16 protein-coding genes are annotated in these 15,945 nt (G+C 53.4%); 8 read left to right on the top strand and 8 right to left on the bottom strand.

The features are described 5' to 3' along the window. The first annotated feature begins 121 nt into the window (after window positions 1-121). The 5 genes from mrdA (at window position 122) to ACVWY9_RS05495 (ending at window position 5,687) form a co-directional block, all read left to right on the top strand. Window positions 122-2,023, top strand: a complete 1,902-nt coding sequence (mrdA, locus tag ACVWY9_RS05515; protein ID WP_457387737.1) for a penicillin-binding protein 2 — start codon at window positions 122-124, stop codon at window positions 2,021-2,023. A 316-nt stretch (window positions 2,024-2,339) separates the two neighbouring features. Further along, window positions 2,340-2,645, top strand: a complete 306-nt coding sequence (locus ACVWY9_RS05510; RefSeq protein ID WP_414332065.1) for an HU family DNA-binding protein — start codon at window positions 2,340-2,342, stop codon at window positions 2,643-2,645. Window positions 2,646-2,704: 59 nt separating this feature from the next. Next, window positions 2,705-3,838, top strand: a complete 1,134-nt coding sequence (gene cobD, locus ACVWY9_RS05505; protein ID WP_457387736.1) for a threonine-phosphate decarboxylase CobD — start codon at window positions 2,705-2,707, stop codon at window positions 3,836-3,838. A 25-nt stretch (window positions 3,839-3,863) separates the two neighbouring features. Further along, window positions 3,864-4,523 (top strand): hypothetical protein, encoded by a 660-nt coding sequence (locus tag ACVWY9_RS05500; protein WP_457387735.1) that lies wholly within the window; start codon window positions 3,864-3,866, stop codon window positions 4,521-4,523. A 282-nt stretch (window positions 4,524-4,805) separates the two neighbouring features. Next, window positions 4,806-5,687: a hypothetical protein gene (locus tag ACVWY9_RS05495; protein ID WP_457387734.1), complete on the top strand. Its 882-nt coding sequence runs from the start codon at window positions 4,806-4,808 to the stop codon at window positions 5,685-5,687. A 9-nt stretch (window positions 5,688-5,696) separates the two neighbouring features. Here the strand turns inward: ACVWY9_RS05495 and ACVWY9_RS05490 are convergent, their stop codons facing one another. Together ACVWY9_RS05490 and purN are read right to left on the bottom strand one after the other, a co-directional pair. Continuing rightward, window positions 5,697-6,530 carry a PIN domain-containing protein gene (locus tag ACVWY9_RS05490; RefSeq protein WP_457387733.1) on the bottom strand — a complete coding sequence of 278 codons (834 nt, stop codon included), beginning with the start codon at window positions 6,528-6,530 and terminating at the stop codon, window positions 5,697-5,699. Then, the gene (gene purN / locus ACVWY9_RS05485; protein ID WP_414343433.1) at window positions 6,527-7,189 is read right to left on the bottom strand and encodes a phosphoribosylglycinamide formyltransferase; all 663 of its coding nucleotides are present in this window, start codon (window positions 7,187-7,189) and stop codon (window positions 6,527-6,529) included. The genes ACVWY9_RS05490 and purN overlap by 4 nt, the downstream gene beginning before the upstream one ends. Before the next feature lie 356 nt (window positions 7,190-7,545). Here purN and ACVWY9_RS05480 point away from each other — a divergent pair, with 356 nt between their 5' ends. The 3 genes from ACVWY9_RS05480 (at window position 7,546) to ACVWY9_RS05470 (ending at window position 9,277) form a co-directional block, all read left to right on the top strand. After that, the gene (locus ACVWY9_RS05480) at window positions 7,546-8,043 is read left to right on the top strand and encodes a hypothetical protein (protein ID WP_457387732.1); all 498 of its coding nucleotides are present in this window, start codon (window positions 7,546-7,548) and stop codon (window positions 8,041-8,043) included. Between the two features lie 17 nt (window positions 8,044-8,060). Beyond that, on the top strand, window positions 8,061-8,639 hold the full coding sequence (gene aat / locus ACVWY9_RS05475; protein WP_414347239.1) for a leucyl/phenylalanyl-tRNA--protein transferase: 579 nt from the start codon (window positions 8,061-8,063) through the stop codon (window positions 8,637-8,639). Between the two features lie 137 nt (window positions 8,640-8,776). After that, window positions 8,777-9,277, top strand: coding sequence for a low molecular weight protein-tyrosine-phosphatase (locus ACVWY9_RS05470; RefSeq protein WP_011432541.1), 501 nt, complete (start codon window positions 8,777-8,779; stop codon window positions 9,275-9,277). Between the two features lie 290 nt (window positions 9,278-9,567). Here the strand turns inward: ACVWY9_RS05470 and ACVWY9_RS05465 are convergent, their stop codons facing one another. The 6 genes from ACVWY9_RS05465 to yhdJ all read right to left on the bottom strand — a co-directional run bounded on the left by ACVWY9_RS05465 (window position 9,568) and on the right by yhdJ (window position 15,599). After that, a complete protein-coding gene (locus ACVWY9_RS05465) occupies window positions 9,568-9,858 on the bottom strand; it encodes a nucleotidyltransferase family protein (RefSeq protein WP_414329506.1) in 291 nt (96 codons plus the stop codon). A gap of 203 nt (window positions 9,859-10,061) precedes the next feature. Beyond that, window positions 10,062-10,397 carry a putative toxin-antitoxin system toxin component, PIN family gene (locus ACVWY9_RS05460; RefSeq protein WP_414329508.1) on the bottom strand — a complete coding sequence of 112 codons (336 nt, stop codon included), beginning with the start codon at window positions 10,395-10,397 and terminating at the stop codon, window positions 10,062-10,064. Then, window positions 10,387-10,611, bottom strand: coding sequence for a hypothetical protein (locus ACVWY9_RS05455; protein ID WP_414418970.1), 225 nt, complete (start codon window positions 10,609-10,611; stop codon window positions 10,387-10,389). The genes ACVWY9_RS05460 and ACVWY9_RS05455 overlap by 11 nt, the downstream gene beginning before the upstream one ends. A 462-nt stretch (window positions 10,612-11,073) precedes the next feature. Next, window positions 11,074-13,257: a DEAD/DEAH box helicase gene (locus ACVWY9_RS05450; protein WP_457387731.1), complete on the bottom strand. Its 2,184-nt coding sequence runs from the start codon at window positions 13,255-13,257 to the stop codon at window positions 11,074-11,076. A 294-nt stretch (window positions 13,258-13,551) separates the two neighbouring features. After that, window positions 13,552-14,709, bottom strand: a complete 1,158-nt coding sequence (locus ACVWY9_RS05445) for a restriction endonuclease (RefSeq protein ID WP_457387730.1) — start codon at window positions 14,707-14,709, stop codon at window positions 13,552-13,554. After that, complete coding sequence (gene yhdJ, locus ACVWY9_RS05440) at window positions 14,709-15,599, bottom strand: adenine-specific DNA-methyltransferase (protein ID WP_457387729.1); 891 nt, start codon at window positions 15,597-15,599, stop codon at window positions 14,709-14,711. Before yhdJ ends, ACVWY9_RS05445 begins: the two co-directional genes overlap by 1 nt. Window positions 15,600-15,945: the final 346 nt, after the last annotated feature.

Raw genomic sequence — 15,945 nt, 5'->3', positions numbered from 1 at the left:
AGGCTTGCCGCAGCCAGGGATACTGGATGGATGCTGAGACTGCCTGCCAGAGAGCGGGCATCTCCTCTCGATTTTGGGTGTATCGGTTGCAATTCTTCTGGCAAGTTCATGTGGCAAGTTCATGGCCAAACTCTACCCTGTCAGCGACGCCACGCGAAGCCCCCACACCTTGACCGGACGGGATCCAAAAGCCCTGTTCTCCCCCCATTCCAGGCCGCCTGCCCCTCGCCGGGTGCTTCCCCCACCCCCGCCGGACGGCGGTAGTCCTCGTTGGCTGGGATCCCTGCCGACCAAAACGGTGGGGCAGGGCTATCGGGCCGTTGTCTTGCTCTTGCTAGCCAGCCTGCTGCTGTTCGGAGGGCTAGGATCCCGTCTGGCCTACCTGCAGTTGGCGCGCACCCAGTATTACCGCCAGTTGGCCGATACCAACCGCATTCGCCTGCTGCCCCAGCCGCCAGAACGCGGGCGCATTGTGGATCGCAACGGTGTATTGCTGGCGGGCAGCCGATTGTCCCACTCGGTCTTCCTCTGGCCTCTGGTGCAGTCGCGGCAGCGCTGGCAGGAGATGATCCCCAAGTTGGCAGACTACTTGAACATCGCCCCTGAGGAGATCGCCCAAAAGCTAGAACAGGCTGGATATCGTTCCCCTTTTCCCGTGCGCATCCTGCGCAACGCCAGCCCCCAGGTGGTCATTCAACTGGAGGAGATGAGCCGCGAGCTGCCGGGAGTGATGGTGGAGGCGGAGACGGTGCGGTTTTATCCCCACGGCGACTTGGCCGCTCATCTGCTGGGCTATACCGGCGAGATCTCGCAGGAACAACTGCGGGCGGATCCCAGCTATCGCCTGGGGGATATTGTCGGCCTGATGGGAGTGGAGGAATTGTTCGAGAACCATCTGCGCGGCCAATGGGGCGGGCGACAGGTGGAGGTGGACGCCATGGGAGAGGTGCTGCGGGTGCTGGGGGAACAAGCGCCCCAACCGGGCAACACCCTGCAGCTCACTTTGGATGTGCGGCTGCAGCAGGCGGCAGAGCGAGCCCTCGGCCAGCAAAAAGGAGCGGTGATCGCCATGGATCCCAGCGATGGCTCGATCCTGGCCATGGCCAGCTATCCCACCTTTGATCCCAACCTCTTTTCCAGCCGCATCACCCAAGCCCAGTGGGAGAGCCTGCAGCAGCAGGATTTTCCCTTCCTCAACCGCGGCCTGCGGCCCTATCCCCCCGCCAGCACCTACAAAATCATCACCACCGCTGCCGGGATTGAGTCGGGAGCCTTTCCCCCGAATACGGTGCTGCAGACCGGCCCCTACATCCAGGTGGGAGGGTGGCGCTTCTGGGACTGGAACCGCGCCGGCTTCGGACGGCTGAACTACCGGCAGGCGATGGCCTACAGCAGCGACACCTTTTTCTACCAAATTGCTCTCGGCACCAAGGCTGCCCCCTTGCAAGAATGGTCGCGCCGCTTTGGGTTGGGACAACTGACCGGGATTGGCCTCAAAGGGGAAGCCGCGGGTCTGGTGCCGGATGCTGAGTGGAAGCAGCGCCACTGGCGCGAGCCCTGGTATGTGGGCGACACGGTCAACATGTCCATCGGCCAGGGATTTATTACCGCTACGCCGCTGCAAATGGCGGTGGTAACGGCGGCAGTGGCCAATGGGGGCTGGCGGGTGCGCCCCTTGCTCTCGCACCAGGTGATCCCGGAAAGCCCTGTGCCGCTGCGCCAAAAGGTAGGTCTTTCCCCTGCCACCCTGGAGATCCTGCAGCAGGGGCTGCGAGATGTCGTGGTTTACGGCACTGGCGGCAACGCCAACCTGGGGCCAGGATTTCCCCCAACGGCTGGTAAAACCGGCACCGCAGAGGATCCGCCGCGGCGATCCCACGCTTGGTATGTTGGCTATGCTCCCTACGACCGGCCCGAATTGGTGGTCGTGGTCTTTCTGGAAAACAGCGGCGGTGGGGGTGGATCACGGGCCGCTCCCATCTTTCGAGAGGTGATGCGGGCCTACTTCCGACCCGAGTCGTGAGCCCTAGCTTTCTGTCGGATCCGAGCCAACTGGGTATATGCAGTCTCTTGTCTCCCAGAAAATTGCGTTAAGATCCCCTAAAACCCCTTGCCCAGCAGGCTTCTGCCCTAACTTAGCTGTAGAATATGTCAGTGATTTGGAGCTCAACTGCCACAATCCTGCCATTCGCGCCAGTGGCGCCTTGGCGCATTGCAGGGCAAGCCCCGCTCCCACACACTGAGAACACTCTGGGCCGTGGCCGCTCTGCAACGCCTGAGCGAATCCGCGATCCAGGGAACGCTCTAACTTTTATTGCCTAACTCAAAAGGAGATCAGGATGAACAAGGCAGAACTTGTTGATGCCGTCGCTCATCGCGCCAATGTAACCAAAAAAGAAGCGGAGGCTGTCATTTCCGCCGCACTGGAGATCATTGTCGAAGAGGTCGCATCCCGCGATGAAAACGGTGAACCCAAGGGGAAGGTGACCCTGGTGGGCTTCGGCTCCTTTGAGGCTCGCAAGCGCAAAGAGCGGGAAGGTCGCAACCCGAAAACCAACCAAAAAATGGTGATCCCAGAGAGCATCGTCCCCACTTTTACGGCGGGCAAGTCATTCCGCGAAGCAGTAGCAGGGGGGAAATCTTAATTTCGCCGGGTTGGGACAAGGACTCCGTCCCGCTGACGCGAACGGCTGCTGGGTAGGGCGTGGAGCAGCCTCGACATGGTGGCAATTGGGCTTGGGGAGCAGCAATCGCTGGCTGCTCTCCCCAGGAGATTCTGGATTTTTCGGCCAGCTTGAATCCGCTGGGCCCACCGGAATCGGTCTTGCAAGCTCTGACTCAGGCGCTGTCTGCAGCAGACCCGGTTGTAATCAGCCGCTACCCGGATCCCGACTATCGGGACTTGCGCATCTGTTTGGCCAACCATTGGGCCGTCGATCCTGAGTGGATCTTTGTGGGCAATGGGGCAGCGGAGTTGCTCACCTGGGCAGCCCGGGATGCGCAAGGGCGGGAGGTATGGCTGCCCCAGCCTGCTTTTGGGGATTATGCGCGGGCTCTGCGGGCAGCAGGGGTAACCATCAAGCCGCTGCCTTTTTTCCCCGGCCAGGGATCCGCCGGTTTTACCCTTCTGCAGGAACCCCTTCCGGTGGCAGGCAAGGGAAACCGGGTGCTCTGGCTAAACAACCCCCACAACCCGACGGGCTGGCTGATCCCGCAGCAAGATATCCTGCCTCTCCTGCCCCAGTTCGACCGGGTGGTGGTGGACGAGGCTTTTATGGACTTTTTGCCGGGGGAGCCCACCCTGAGCTTAAACTCCAGCCCGTCGGCAATGCCCCGCAGCCAAACTTTGATCCCCTACCTGGCGGCTCATCCCAACACCATCGTCATCCGTTCCCTCACCAAGTTCTTCACACTGCCCGGCTTGCGCATTGGCTTTGCGGTGGGGCACCCGGATCACTGGCAGCGCTGGCGACAGTGGCGGGATCCCTGGAGCGTCAACGGATTGGCGGGAGTGGCAGTGGCGGCAGCTTTGGCCGATGAGGACTTCCGCCGGCGCACCTTGGCCTGGCTACCCGTGGCCCGAGAGCATTTGTTCAGGGGTTTGCAAGCACTGCCCGGCTGGGATCCCTGGCCTGGTCAAGCCAATTTTGTGTTGGTGCGCTGCCCTGGCTCTGCCACGCAAATTCAGCGGGCGCTGCTGCAGCGGCACCGGATTCTGGTGCGGGATTGCCTGAGTTTTCCCGAGCTGGGAGATCGCTACCTGCGCATTGGCCTGCGCACCCTGCCGGAGCAGGAGCAGTTGTTATCCGCCTGCCGGGAGATCCTGGAGAATAGCTAGGGATTTTTCTGCGGGAGAAATTCTCATGCCCGAAGCTACCGCCTTTTGGCCGGAATGCAACGCCCCTATCGTGCGGGGGGTGGCCCATTACAGCGATCTGGAGTTGCTGCGGGCCTTTCAACGGCAGCCGGAGGTGGCGCGCTACTTCATCGGCCTGTTTTGCCGCTACTGCAAGTGGGTGGACGGGATCCTTGCCGAACATCTGCCGCCCGAGCAGTGGGCTGCCTATCGAGAGCAGGTTTGGTTGCGGCTTTACCCGCGCCTACAGCGCCTAGATGTCCACAGCCTTGTGGAAGAAGCGGCTGGCGAAGGGGATCCTGTGCTGCGACCCTGGCTGGCGGAGCAAACCCGTGAGCTGATCCAATCCTTGGATGGGATCCCCACCCGCCCTCAAGCTTCTTGCAGTCTCGACTCCACCAGAGGCGGGGCAAAGTCCTCTCTTTCACCGGCACTGGCCTGTTATTTGACTGCTGGTTTGGATACCTTGCCGGGGGATCTGCGCTTCATTCTGCTGCTGCGGGATCGCTTTGGCTGGCCACCGGTTCGCATTGCCGACCAACTCAAGGCTGACGGATACTACCTTGCTCCAGAAGACGTGGATGCCATCGTTGCCTCTGCCCGCCAGATCTTGCTTCAGAACCTACCGACAGATGTGCGTGCCCTCTATCTGGAGGCAAAGCCCTAGAAGACTGCCATAGCCCTGTGGCATGGTGGTTTATGGCAAGGTATGGGGCGCTGGCAATCCTTGTTCCCAAGGTGGGTTCTCCTGTTAGGCTGTTTCCGGCTGTAACAGTGGATCGGCATTGTTTGCTCTCCGACTTTACATCAAGTTGAGTGTGGGCTGTCTATGAGTCCTTCTCCACTTCCCCCAGACCCTACCCAACCCCTGTCTCCGGCACAGCAGTCCCATTCACATCCAGTTCCTCAACTTGCTCTTCAGGAGGCGCTGAGCCATCTGCATTTGGATGTGCTGAAAGAACTGGAGCGATTCCGCCTCTGGCAGCGTTTGCAGCGCATGGACTCTGTCCCGCCCCCACGAGCAGGTCAGCTTGGGAATACCAGCTCTGTACAGCGCCCTTCACCTGTGCTCATTCAAGAGGTGGTGGAAGACTTGGAAGAGGAAGAGATGCCGCGGCCCTCCGGGGCCTTTTCGCCCCTCTGGGTCTTGCTGCTGTGGGTGCTTTCCTGCGCGGGGATTGGCTTTGGGGTGCGCTGGCTGATCTGGCCGGAAGAACTGTCCCTGCCCCAAAGTGCTGCCAGCAGGGCGGAAGAAGGGATCCCTGCCCAGCTGGATTTGGCCCAGTTGCCCCTGATCCCACTGGAACCGGTGGAAGGGCAGGTGGGAGAGGAGTTCTATTCCGGTGGCTTGGATCCGGATCGGCTGGCGCTGGGCTTGACGGCCACCCCGGACTTGAAGGACGTACAGGTGGATCCTCTTCAAGGCGTTCCTAACCTGCTGGACAGCCTGCAGACCGACTTGGCCTTGGCTTCCAAGGAACCCTCTCCCCCCAGCTTGCAAACGGTGGAGCAGTTGGCAGCCAGCCTGGAGCGCCCGTCCCAACCTTCATCGCCTACTTCTGCGGGATCCCAGAACGTGGTGCCCCTAAGCGACAACAGCGTAGACTCTCTGGGGCCGAACCGCGGCGAGGGAACCTTCTTGGTGCTCACTACCTACTCGGGAGATGAGAGCTTGGCACGTGCTCGAGAAGTTTCTGATGGGGCCTTTGTCAAAGATGTGAATGGCCAGAAGTTTGTGCAGTTGGCAGCATTTGAGCAACTGGAGTATGCCCGCTATCATGCGGAAACCCTGAAAAATAAGGGCTTTAACGTTACAATTGCTGAGCAGTAGCTTTGAGGACTACAGATCCCGAATCCAAGGGATCCGAGAGAGAGGTAGCCGCTGCCAGATCCCTTCGCTTCCTTCCGGATCGAGCAAACGCCAGGCCAGTAACCCGGCTGCCGAGAAGAAAACCAGAGCCAGCAACACCGCAAGGGTATTCTGTAGGCTTTTCAAAAGAGTCCGGAGAGGGGTTCTGCTCGGCCCCACCTGAGCAGCTCCAGACCGCTGCCGCGCCTGGGCGGGGGGGTTCCCGGAAGCTGGAGAGGAACTCAAGGGACGGGCAGGTGGAGCGAGGGTAGAGGACGTCAACTGGGCGGCAGGAATGGGTGGCCCTGGTAACCGATTCAAAGCCATAACCACAGCCTGAGGGCGCTGCTGCTGACGCATCCACCGGTTCAGCTCCGCCAAGGAGATGGCACAGAGGTTGTTGAGACCCAGATCCTGAATTCGCCCCACCAAAGGCCGGTCGTTGCTGACCAAAACCACCAGCGTTCCCGGCTGCTGCTGGGCCAGGGCATAGGCGCATTCGGCAATCGCTTCTTCCAAGCGTACCCTCATGGACTGATCGCCGGCACCGGCGCCACCCACCAGGGCACGGGCTTCTGAGACGGCAAACCCTAGACTGGGCCAGTGGCGCAAAAACTCGCGGGCTGTCGATTCTTCCTGGGGATCAATGGCCTGCCAGGTCAGGCGTTCCAACTCGGCCATCACTGCCTGTGGCAGCACACACACCCCAAATCGAGCCCACTCTTGCCATAGAGCCAGACGACCGGCCAGGATCACCGGGCTATCGAAGACGAGGAGAGGCGGGATCTCGGCCATGGGATGCGCCAGCGTTGGACTTAACCTCAATTGTGCAGCTTCCCCGAAGACTTGGGTAGCAGGGATCCCTCTGCCAGGCAGAGGCGGATGGCCAGTGGGTAGAGGCGGTGCTCCTGGGCCTGGATGCGCCGGTAAAGGGATTCCACAGTATCTTCGGGCAGAACCGGCACGGCTGCTTGGGCCACGATGGGGCCACTGTCCATTTCCAGGGTGACCCGATGAACGGTGCAGCCGGCGATTTTCACACCGCACTTCAGGGCTTGTTCAACAGCCCGCAGGCCCTTGAAGCTGGGCAGCAGGCTAGGATGCAGGTTCAGGACGCGATCCGGGTAGGCAGACAACAACACCTGGGTAACCAGGCGCATCCACCCGGCCATGATCACCCATTCCACGTGATGCTGCCAGAGCACTTGGAGGATAGCTGCATCCAGGTCTTCGCGACAGGGGTAGTCTCGGTGGTCGAGCAAGACGCAAGGGATCCCTCGCTTTTGGGCCCGCTGCCGCACATAAGCTTTGGGATTGTTGGTGATGACCACAGCAATCTGGGCCTGCAGTTCCCCAGCCTCAATGGCTTGGGCAATAGCTTCGAAATTGCTGCCATTGCCGGAAGCCAAAATGCCAAGGATCCCCGGTTGAGAGGGCACTGGGATCCCGTCGGGATCCGGCCAGAGTAAGCTGGGTAGGTTCATGAGCGCTTGGTGGGAAAGTCTGCAGCCCCGCTATTTTAAACCCAGACAGCCTCCCCTCTGGTTCTGGCCAGGTTGATCCAGAGAGGGATCCAAAAACTTGACCGTCGCCGGCTTTGACAGGCGCACCCGCGCCATCGAGCGCTGCACGGATCAAGCCCAAGAGGAGCTGCGGGAGATGCCTCAAGAAATGCGGAAAATGCAGCAGGAGATCCGCGATCTCTCAAGCTCCTCCAAAAATAGGCCAAGTCGATCAAGTCGATCCCAGCAGTTGAGGCCGGATCTTATGGACTCCGTCCCACTGTGGCGAGCGGCCACCTGATCTAGAGTGGGAAAGCATGGGCATTGGGTGTGAGAGCATGGCTCCTTTGCAAGGACGACGCCGGCGGTTTTGGATTTGCAGCATGGTAGTCATCCTGGCCGGGTTTATGGGATCCCTGCTGGCGGGATCAGCGCAGAACCTGGGAGCACAAGCGCAGCAGGGCCTGACTCAAGCCCAACTGGAGCAAGCTCAATATGTGCGCAGTTGTGGTGGTTGCCATGTGGCGTTGCCCGCCCAAGTGTTGCCCACCGAAACCTGGCGACGGCTGCTGCAGGATCCCAACCACTATGGCCAGCAGATCCAGCCCCTGAGCGGCGTGGCTTTACAACTGGCCTGGGGCTATTTGCGGCCCAACTCCCGGCCCCTGCGACAGGGGGAACAGGTGCCCTATCGCTTGGCAGATTCCCGCTATTTCCGCGCTTTGCATCTGCAGGTGGAGTTTCCCACTCCTGTGCGGGTGAGCGGCTGTGTGGATTGCCACCCCAGGGCTAATGGGGGAGACTTTGCCAGTCTCTCTCCAGAATGGCAATCTTGAGGAGCGCAACTGAGGCGATGCAGGTGGATCTGGCCACCATTCTGGCAGGCTATGCCCAAGGCTACTTTCTGATGGCCGACGAAAAGGCGGGATCCCTGGCTTGGTACAGCACCGACCAGCACGCGGTGATCCCCCTCGATGAGCGATTTCACTGCCCCCGTTCGTTGCGGCCCTTGGTGCGCAGCGGTCGCTTTCAGGTGCGGCTGAACTGCGCTTTTGAGCAGGTGGTAGAGGGCTGTGCCGCTCGTCCCCAAACCTGGATTAGCCCCGAGCTGAAGCAGATTTACGCAGCTCTGCACCGGTCTGGCTTTGCCCACAGCTTTGAAACCTGGCAGGGAGAGACCTTGGCAGGCGGGATCCTGGGTATTGCCCTTGGAGCGGCGTTTATCGGCGAGTCCATGTTCTACCGCATCCCCAACGGCTCGAAGGTGGCCTTGGTGAAGTTGGTGGAGCACTTACGGGAGCGGGGCTTTCGCCTATTCGACGCTCAGTTGATGAACCCGCACCTGGCCCGTTTTGGTGCCTTTCTCATGGAGGGACAAGAATACCTGAAGCTGCTGCAGCAATGCCTGGGGATCCCTTGTCGGTTCAATTAAATCTGCAATGTTACGATAGCCGCCGACAAAACATTGCAGCGGCTCTTGGTGGAAAATAGAAAGGGAATCCGTCCCGCTGTTGCAGGCGGATACATCCTGTGGTGGGCCCACACATGGGATCCGATGGGGAGGTTGCCATGAGCCAAAAGCTTCTGTTTGTCTGTCTGGGTAACATCTGTCGCTCTCCCACTGCTGAGGGCATCACCAATCACCTTTTGCGCAGCAGCGGCCATAAGGAAGCAATTATCTGCGACTCAGCAGGTACGGCAGCCTATCACATCGGCAGCCCCCCAGATAGGCGCATGCAACAAGCAGCCCGATGCTATGGCCTAGAGCTACAAGGCAAGGCCCGCCAGATTCGACCTGCCGACCTGCGCGAGTTTGACCTGATCCTGGCTATGGATCGACAAAATTACCGCGACATTCTCAGCTTGGATCCCCAGGGAAAATATGCCGAGAAAGTGCGCCTGATGTGCAGCTATTGCCGCTCTCATTCTGACGAAGAAGTTCCGGATCCCTACTACGGGGGTGAGGCTGGATTCCATTACGTGATCGAGCTGCTCTGGGATGCCTGTAGCGGCTTGCTGGAATCCCTGGTTCCCGGGATCCAATGCCCACCGTTGCCCCCCCGTGCTTGAGAGCTTGTGTGTTTACTTATAGTCAATTCAAATGGCGATGAGACGGTAGCCAGTACAATAGCTCCGTTTGCGATAGTCATTCCGAACAAGTTTGGGACATTTGTCCTGCCTTCGATCTCTAACCGGCCAACACAAACATACCCCTTATCTGTCTCCCAAAGCAAACTAGGGGAACCTGGGATCCCCAAGTTGCTTTCCTGCAGTCTGAAACAACCATATATCCTGGCCCAGAGGGATCCTCATCTAACTTAATTGCCTCTATTTCCGATCTTACTCTGTTCTGCCAATCTCTAGAAGGCACGAACCACCTCCCGGAGAACGGATTCTTGCAGATAGGGCTTGAGGGAGTCAGGCGTACCTAGATCAACCGGACTCTCTAAAATTTCCTCTAGATATCGTTTCAAGCGTACAAAAGTGAACAATCCAACTGGACGGTCAAACTCTACTAGCAGATCGATATCACTGTCTGTTTGCGCTTCATCCCTTGCTACTGAACCAAAGAGCATTAGAGACTTTACGCCAAAGTCCTTCAGAGTGTTCTGGTGATTTGCCAGTAATGTAAGGACTTCCTGTTTTTGCATTACCCAACCTGCAATGAAAAGAAAAGTCCATTAGGAATTATAGCTCACCTATTTCCTCTCAATTACGACTCAAACAAAGATTCATAACGCTTTGCAGGTCGCAGGCACAGTTGAGCCGAGGCACACCTTGCAGAGGACAGGGATCCCTGGGTTCCCGCAATGAGGGCATTTGAGCTTGCTCATCATCTTGTCTCTGGGTACATCTAACGGCACGCACATCTTGCCTTGCCATTAACAGCCAGTTCAAGAAACTTGTCGTCTTTGGGATCACGACACGTCGCCACGCGCTCTACAATCTCCACCAAGACGCCATCTCTAACAAAAGTGCTCAAGAACTCCATCCGTTCTTCCTCGGTTATATACCTTTCAAATCCTTTGCGCCGCAGGACATCGCTCAATTCTTCAACGGTCACACGTGAGATAAGCAATTTGCCTCTCTGTGTTGCCCTGTCAAAGACTTGACGAGTGACAGAACATCTCAACAGGAGCGCACTGATAACAACATTGGTATCAAAAACAAAGCATGGTTCATTCGACATTCAGCAGAGATTCCAGTATCTCAGGAGTTAAGCCACACTCCTGTGCTTTTTGGCTGATTTCATCTATGACAACCTGAAGGGGACGCGGTGGTACGATGAGGTCGCGCAGCCAAAGGTTAAGTAACAACTGAAACTTTCTTTGCAGGTCAGCAGGAATTTGACTGTAAAGTCTCGCTGTATCTGCATCCAGAGGAATGGTAATCACTGTGTTCATCTTTCCAACTCCTCGATGTTGGATATTATTACACTTGAGATTAAGTCGCGCTGGCTAACGGCTAAGCTCACCTGCTACTAACAGCTTTAGGAACTGCTCAGAACATAACACTGGGTCAGGTGCAGCGACTCGTTATGTTGTGTAGATTTTACACCGATTGCCTTTGCTACCTGCAGACCCCAGCGCCCCCTTACCAACAACCTTGACCAGGCACAACTCTGGCGCTGGCAACATAACGGTTGAACTCACCCGCCACCAGTATAGCTAAGCATACAAAGGTTGGCATGATATGGGTCGCTGGGCGTAGCCCCACATTGGTTTCCCAGAATCTTAAGGCGACAACCTTAACCTACCTAGCTATAGTTTTGGGTAATGACTAAAGTATAGCTTCAAGTCGGGTGCAGTGATTTGTTATGTTGCACTTACAATTGGTAGCAAATATTGATACGAGTTTCTAATTTGCTATTCAAAATCTTCATCATTAATCCTTTTCAATGAGGATTGATTGAATGCTTTAAAGGTTAGATTTGGGTACTGTTGCACAATAGCTCTCAATTCTTCAAAAACTGGGCTCGCACCCTCAACCCCAGTTACAACGCACCAGATACGCGCTCGTGTAAGTGCAACAAAGGCTTCGTTACGCTTCTGTAGTTCTGACTCTCCTCTCCAAGCTAATGGCTGGGTAGCACAATGAAATCTGCAAGCATAAACCTTCCACGCCTCATTGCCCTTGGCTCGGAAAATTGTTGAGATCGTGATGCAGTTATCCATGCGAAAGATATCCCGATTTGTATCAACACCTGCAATAACGCTTTGGATACCTCGCTTTAAGAGTTTAGATTTTATTGCTTCAAAGTACTGCTGTTCTTTATCACCAGTGGGGCAAGTAATCAACAAGTCCCAAGGGTCGAAGCCTAACTTCAGATCTTCCTCCACTTGTTGAGCAATCCATTCCTGCTCTTCCAACTCATCCGAAAAAGTCTGGATGCGTAAAGGTGAGCCTAAAGCGTCCTTGTGAGGAAAATCATCACTGTCTATGGGGTGAGGGCTGTTTTTTGCCTCGCGCGTAACTGTGACTGTTTTGCCAGCTTTGACACTTGCATCTGAAAAATCTCCATCCAGAACAGTGTAACCTAGTTTTTCCCAATCCTCTTTGTTACTCACTCCTTGCAAACAACCCTCTTGTCGCAGTAAGCCCATGTTGATAGCGTGAGCAGCCATGAGAAGCATTTTAGGTGTTCGGTAGCATCGGTTTAAATTGTGTGCCTTGCGCAGTCCTCCTTCGTAGGTAGGGCTGGTTATGGTTCCATCAGGAAGTTTGTTCCCACCTAAATCTACTACTGGTGTTCCATCTGGATTAAGCCCAAAGATATGCAAAGGACGAGGTACCGTCAGGGTTCCAATCCCCTGTGCTTCGTCGTATGCCCAATAAAGTCGTTTTGGGTCAGATAAACTTTTATAAGCTAATCGATAGAAGGATGGGGGCAAATCCTGTCCTTCGTCTATCAAGATCGCATCAAAAAGTACAGGTATGTTCGGTACCCTTTTCTCCAGATCATCGCAAACATACTCAAAAGCCTCTGATGGAGAGCAGTTGCGCCCCATCCTCTCTCTTACATCCTTGACACTCAGAGGACATATTCCCGATTTTTGGGCTAAGTCACGGTAGAAACCGTTACGCTCTTTTGAACCCCAAGCATGTAGTACTTGTACATTGTGCCAGTTTGGCTCTACATCTCCTTCATCCTGCCGAACCATTTCACGATAGTAAAGACTGATTAAACCTATGATTTGGTCGTAAAGTGCCTGTGTAAAAAACACAAAAGCAATTTTCCAGTCAGGGTGCGCGGCATGGATTTTTGCGGCTCTCTTGGCAAATAGAACGGTTTTCCCTGTTCCTGCTAATCCTCTAACACGCTGAGGGCCATCTGGAACCTCAAAAGCTACCTTTTGCTGTTGATCGTCCAGAAAACGAAGGCGAGATTCCAGATAATGGATGACTCTTACAGGATTTTCGGGTGGTGTTCCTGTGGGTATGGCTCTAGCTTCTTGTCTTGGTAGCGAACCGCCCAGTAAAGCAACGATGTTTTGCCACTGTTCATCAGATAGAGGACGCTGTGGTTTTTCGCAAGCGCCCAACTGTAGTTTTTCTCGGAGAGTCGATGGCTTGAGATCCTCCTCCAGCAAAACAACGCCTTGGGTACAGGGCAAGTCAGAAAATCCCTTATCTTGCCATTCTTGCCCTTTAACAAAGGGTAACACCACTCTGTAGTGTGAGGTGACCAGTCCTCGTGTTTCTCTTCGTTCTGCGAGTTTCGCACTTATTGCAAGCATGCCATCCTCAGCTTGAAGCATAGGCAATTCCTCTTCCCTATGCCAATTAGTCATTTTCCACTGATGCCCTTCGATACTTTCAATGTTAGCGATACTGCACCCTTTACACTCAAATACCCACAATCCTAAATCTCTGTGCATAAAGATAACGTCAGGTTCTCTGGTGAGATTGCCTGTGCGTTTAAAAATTGGATACCTAAAGTAAGCTACGCATGGCTCATTCTGAAATGTCTTTTTGAGGCATTCCCAAAACTTTTTCTCTGCTGTGTTTGGGTTAAGTGGAGCATAGTTCTGGAACTTACCTTCTGACATGCTGTCTCCAAATGACTAAACTAAATCTATTTGACTAATAAGACAAGCAATATAACGGCTGAACTCACCCGCGGTCACTGGCTTCGGATGATATGAATAGCTTAGCATACGGTCGGGTGCAGTGATTTATTATGTTGTGTAAATTTTTGTATTGATCGCTTCTGCTACCCACCGACCCCAGCGCCCCCTTACCAACAACCTTGACTAGGCACAACTCTGGCGCTGGCAACATAACGGTTTGCGTTTCACCTGCGCCGCGAAGCGCAGCGGAGCGGCGTCAGGTGCAAGCGCGTGTTAGAGCGCATTTTCGTCGTCTGTTATTTCATCATCATCGTCGTAGTTGAACTCTACGCGGCTTTGTCGAATTATTTCTGCCATTACGTCTGATAATTTGCCAGATTCTACAAGTGATTCAAATACGGTTAGAAGCAAGGGAATATTGATTATTTCTTCAATTGCTTCTACATGGCGTTTAACAATAGCGGTTATTCCATATTTGCGTTGCGCTTGTTCTATCAGCCTTTGCTGTACTACATCAGGATCATCATTTGTTTTTACAACGAACGTAAGAGGATACCGTTGAATTTTGTCTATGTCTAAAAAATACTTGTTAACATCAATGGTTTCAGTGACCTGAAAAAAACGTCCTAATGGCTTCATTACAAAATCAATACCACCATCATTTGCGTTTGTTCTTCCTGTTTTGAAAAGGACAAGATACTCCTGTTGAAGGTCTTCTGCCGTCCAGCCCCAAAATATGGATTGTTCGCCATAATAGGCTTTCAAGATTGCATAACTGACTATCTCAAATATCCTTGCATCTACGTTCGGTTGCAGTTGTGCCCTAATAAATTCTATAGCACCTTTCGTGTCCACTTCTGATAATTCTGACATTTTGCGACACGCTTCAAGAAAAGATTGGAAAGCAGATTTCTTTGTTTCTACATACGCATCTATGATGTCAATGACAGCTTTGGCTATATTGATTTGATATTCTTGTCCATCTTTGGTGACACTAAAAACCAGTAATTTTTCATTGACCCAATATCGTTGTTCCTTAAGGTCTCTTATGATTGGACGGAGCCCCAATGTTGGGAAGAATTTAGCGAATTCGTCATTAAGACGAGAATTTAGAGCGTGGTTTTGAAGTTTTGCACCAAAGGGAAGTTCTCTTTGTCTGCGGAACAAGTCGGAAAAACGTGCGCCGTCGTATTTGTTATATTCACCCTTGCGTTGGTCAAAGTAACCTTTCTTAATGTAATCTTCTACAAGAACATATAAGGCATAATGATTGGCAAAAGCTCCGCGCGCCTTTGAGCCACGATTTGCAGAACGGGTTTTTTCGTTCAAGTATTGCAACAAAGGACTACTCTCAAAGACAATTTGAGCCAAATCTTCGCCAAAGTGTTCTTTGAGTATATGGATGATTCTATCTGTAAATGCGTGGTACATCACCTTATCTCTCTATCAATAGTTTGTGATTTCTGCTTGTCCCCATTACGCCTAATATAAGTTTTCGTTGGTTTAGACAACGGCTCGCCGTTAATTTCTTCCGCAATCCCAAGCCGTCTAATTCCTATCTTTACATAGTCAAAATTTATCTCGATACCAACCGAGAGCCTGCCTAGCCGTTTGGCAACAACGCAAGTTGTAAATGTTCCAGCAAAGGGGTCAAGCACAATATCACCAGCATTACTGCTTGCTAAAATTATTCTTTCAAGCAAGGCTTCTGGCTTTTGAGCTGGATGTTCTTCATATTCATCCATCCTATAGCGTACTCTTGGAAAATACCAAACATTGCCTGGCACTTTTTTTGTACTGTATTGTGTTGGCTCTGGTTTGCGGTAGTCAATTAATTTTCTTACTGCTCCTGTTCTCGCTTCAATCGCAATATCTTCACTGTTGAAGGTGTAGTTTCTAGGGTCTTTTACTGCATACAAAATTGGTTCGTAGAGTGAGCCATAATACTTTTTGGCTTGTACTCCTGAACTATCGTAATGCCAAACTATTCTTGATAATATTGTCAGCCTTTCCCTCAAAAACAAATCAATATAAGGCATAGCCTGAGTGCTGCTCATAACATAAATACTGCCATCTGGACGTAACTTACGTATGCAAATCTCTAACCATCTTTCACACCACTTGGCATATTCTGCATCACTTTCCCAGCGGTCAACAAAGTTTCCAAAACGTTTTCCAATGTTGTATGGTGGGTCAGCAAAGATTAGGTGTATTGAAGCATCTTCAATCGCCTCACCAAGTATACACAGGGCATCTCCCCAAATAATTTTGTGACCATCTTTAGAGTAATTAGTTATCTTGTCCATAAGATACTCTGTCATTCTGCGACTCTCTCGAATATTAGTTGATGCACTCTAACATGTGTTTCTGCAGCTAGATGACTGATAATCACCTAAGAAGCAGACTTTTCCATCGCCTAGTGTAATGCTGCCCTAATTTGTCTGTATAGTCAACATTTTGAGCGATAATTACCTCCAAAGGGTTTTTATCTGGCTGAATGAGCATTAACACACCCATACCTAGACCCAGAAAGCTCCTGGAGCAAGTCAGCTAGAAATCGCAGGAGCCTCGCACTGTACTCATAAAGTCAGTGTCGGGAGGAATGTGCGACTTCACTTGCCTTGTGCTACAATAACATTGCGGGCACCAGAAACGGTTATTTAAGGC

Source organism: Thermostichus sp. OS-CIW-31 (genome assembly GCF_054060305.1).
Note: the sequence above shows the minus strand (reverse complement) of the source record. Positions and strands in the feature narration are given on the sequence as shown.

Coding starts and splice junctions, on each gene's coding strand:
- mrdA (WP_457387737.1), top strand. CDS start 122: ATGGCCAAACTCTACCCTGTCAGCGACGCCACGCGAAGCCCCCACACC.
- ACVWY9_RS05510 (WP_414332065.1), top strand. CDS start 2,340: ATGAACAAGGCAGAACTTGTTGATGCCGTCGCTCATCGCGCCAATGTA.
- ACVWY9_RS05500 (WP_457387735.1), top strand. CDS start 3,864: ATGCCCGAAGCTACCGCCTTTTGGCCGGAATGCAACGCCCCTATCGTG.
- purN (WP_414343433.1), bottom strand. CDS start 7,189: ATGAACCTACCCAGCTTACTCTGGCCGGATCCCGACGGGATCCCAGTG.
- ACVWY9_RS05480 (WP_457387732.1), top strand. CDS start 7,546: ATGGCTCCTTTGCAAGGACGACGCCGGCGGTTTTGGATTTGCAGCATG.
- aat (WP_414347239.1), top strand. CDS start 8,061: ATGCAGGTGGATCTGGCCACCATTCTGGCAGGCTATGCCCAAGGCTAC.
- ACVWY9_RS05470 (WP_011432541.1), top strand. CDS start 8,777: ATGAGCCAAAAGCTTCTGTTTGTCTGTCTGGGTAACATCTGTCGCTCT.
- ACVWY9_RS05465 (WP_414329506.1), bottom strand. CDS start 9,858: ATGCAAAAACAGGAAGTCCTTACATTACTGGCAAATCACCAGAACACT.
- ACVWY9_RS05460 (WP_414329508.1), bottom strand. CDS start 10,397: ATGTCGAATGAACCATGCTTTGTTTTTGATACCAATGTTGTTATCAGT.
- ACVWY9_RS05455 (WP_414418970.1), bottom strand. CDS start 10,611: ATGAACACAGTGATTACCATTCCTCTGGATGCAGATACAGCGAGACTT.
- ACVWY9_RS05450 (WP_457387731.1), bottom strand. CDS start 13,257: ATGTCAGAAGGTAAGTTCCAGAACTATGCTCCACTTAACCCAAACACA.
- ACVWY9_RS05445 (WP_457387730.1), bottom strand. CDS start 14,709: ATGTACCACGCATTTACAGATAGAATCATCCATATACTCAAAGAACAC.
- yhdJ (WP_457387729.1), bottom strand. CDS start 15,599: ATGACAGAGTATCTTATGGACAAGATAACTAATTACTCTAAAGATGGT.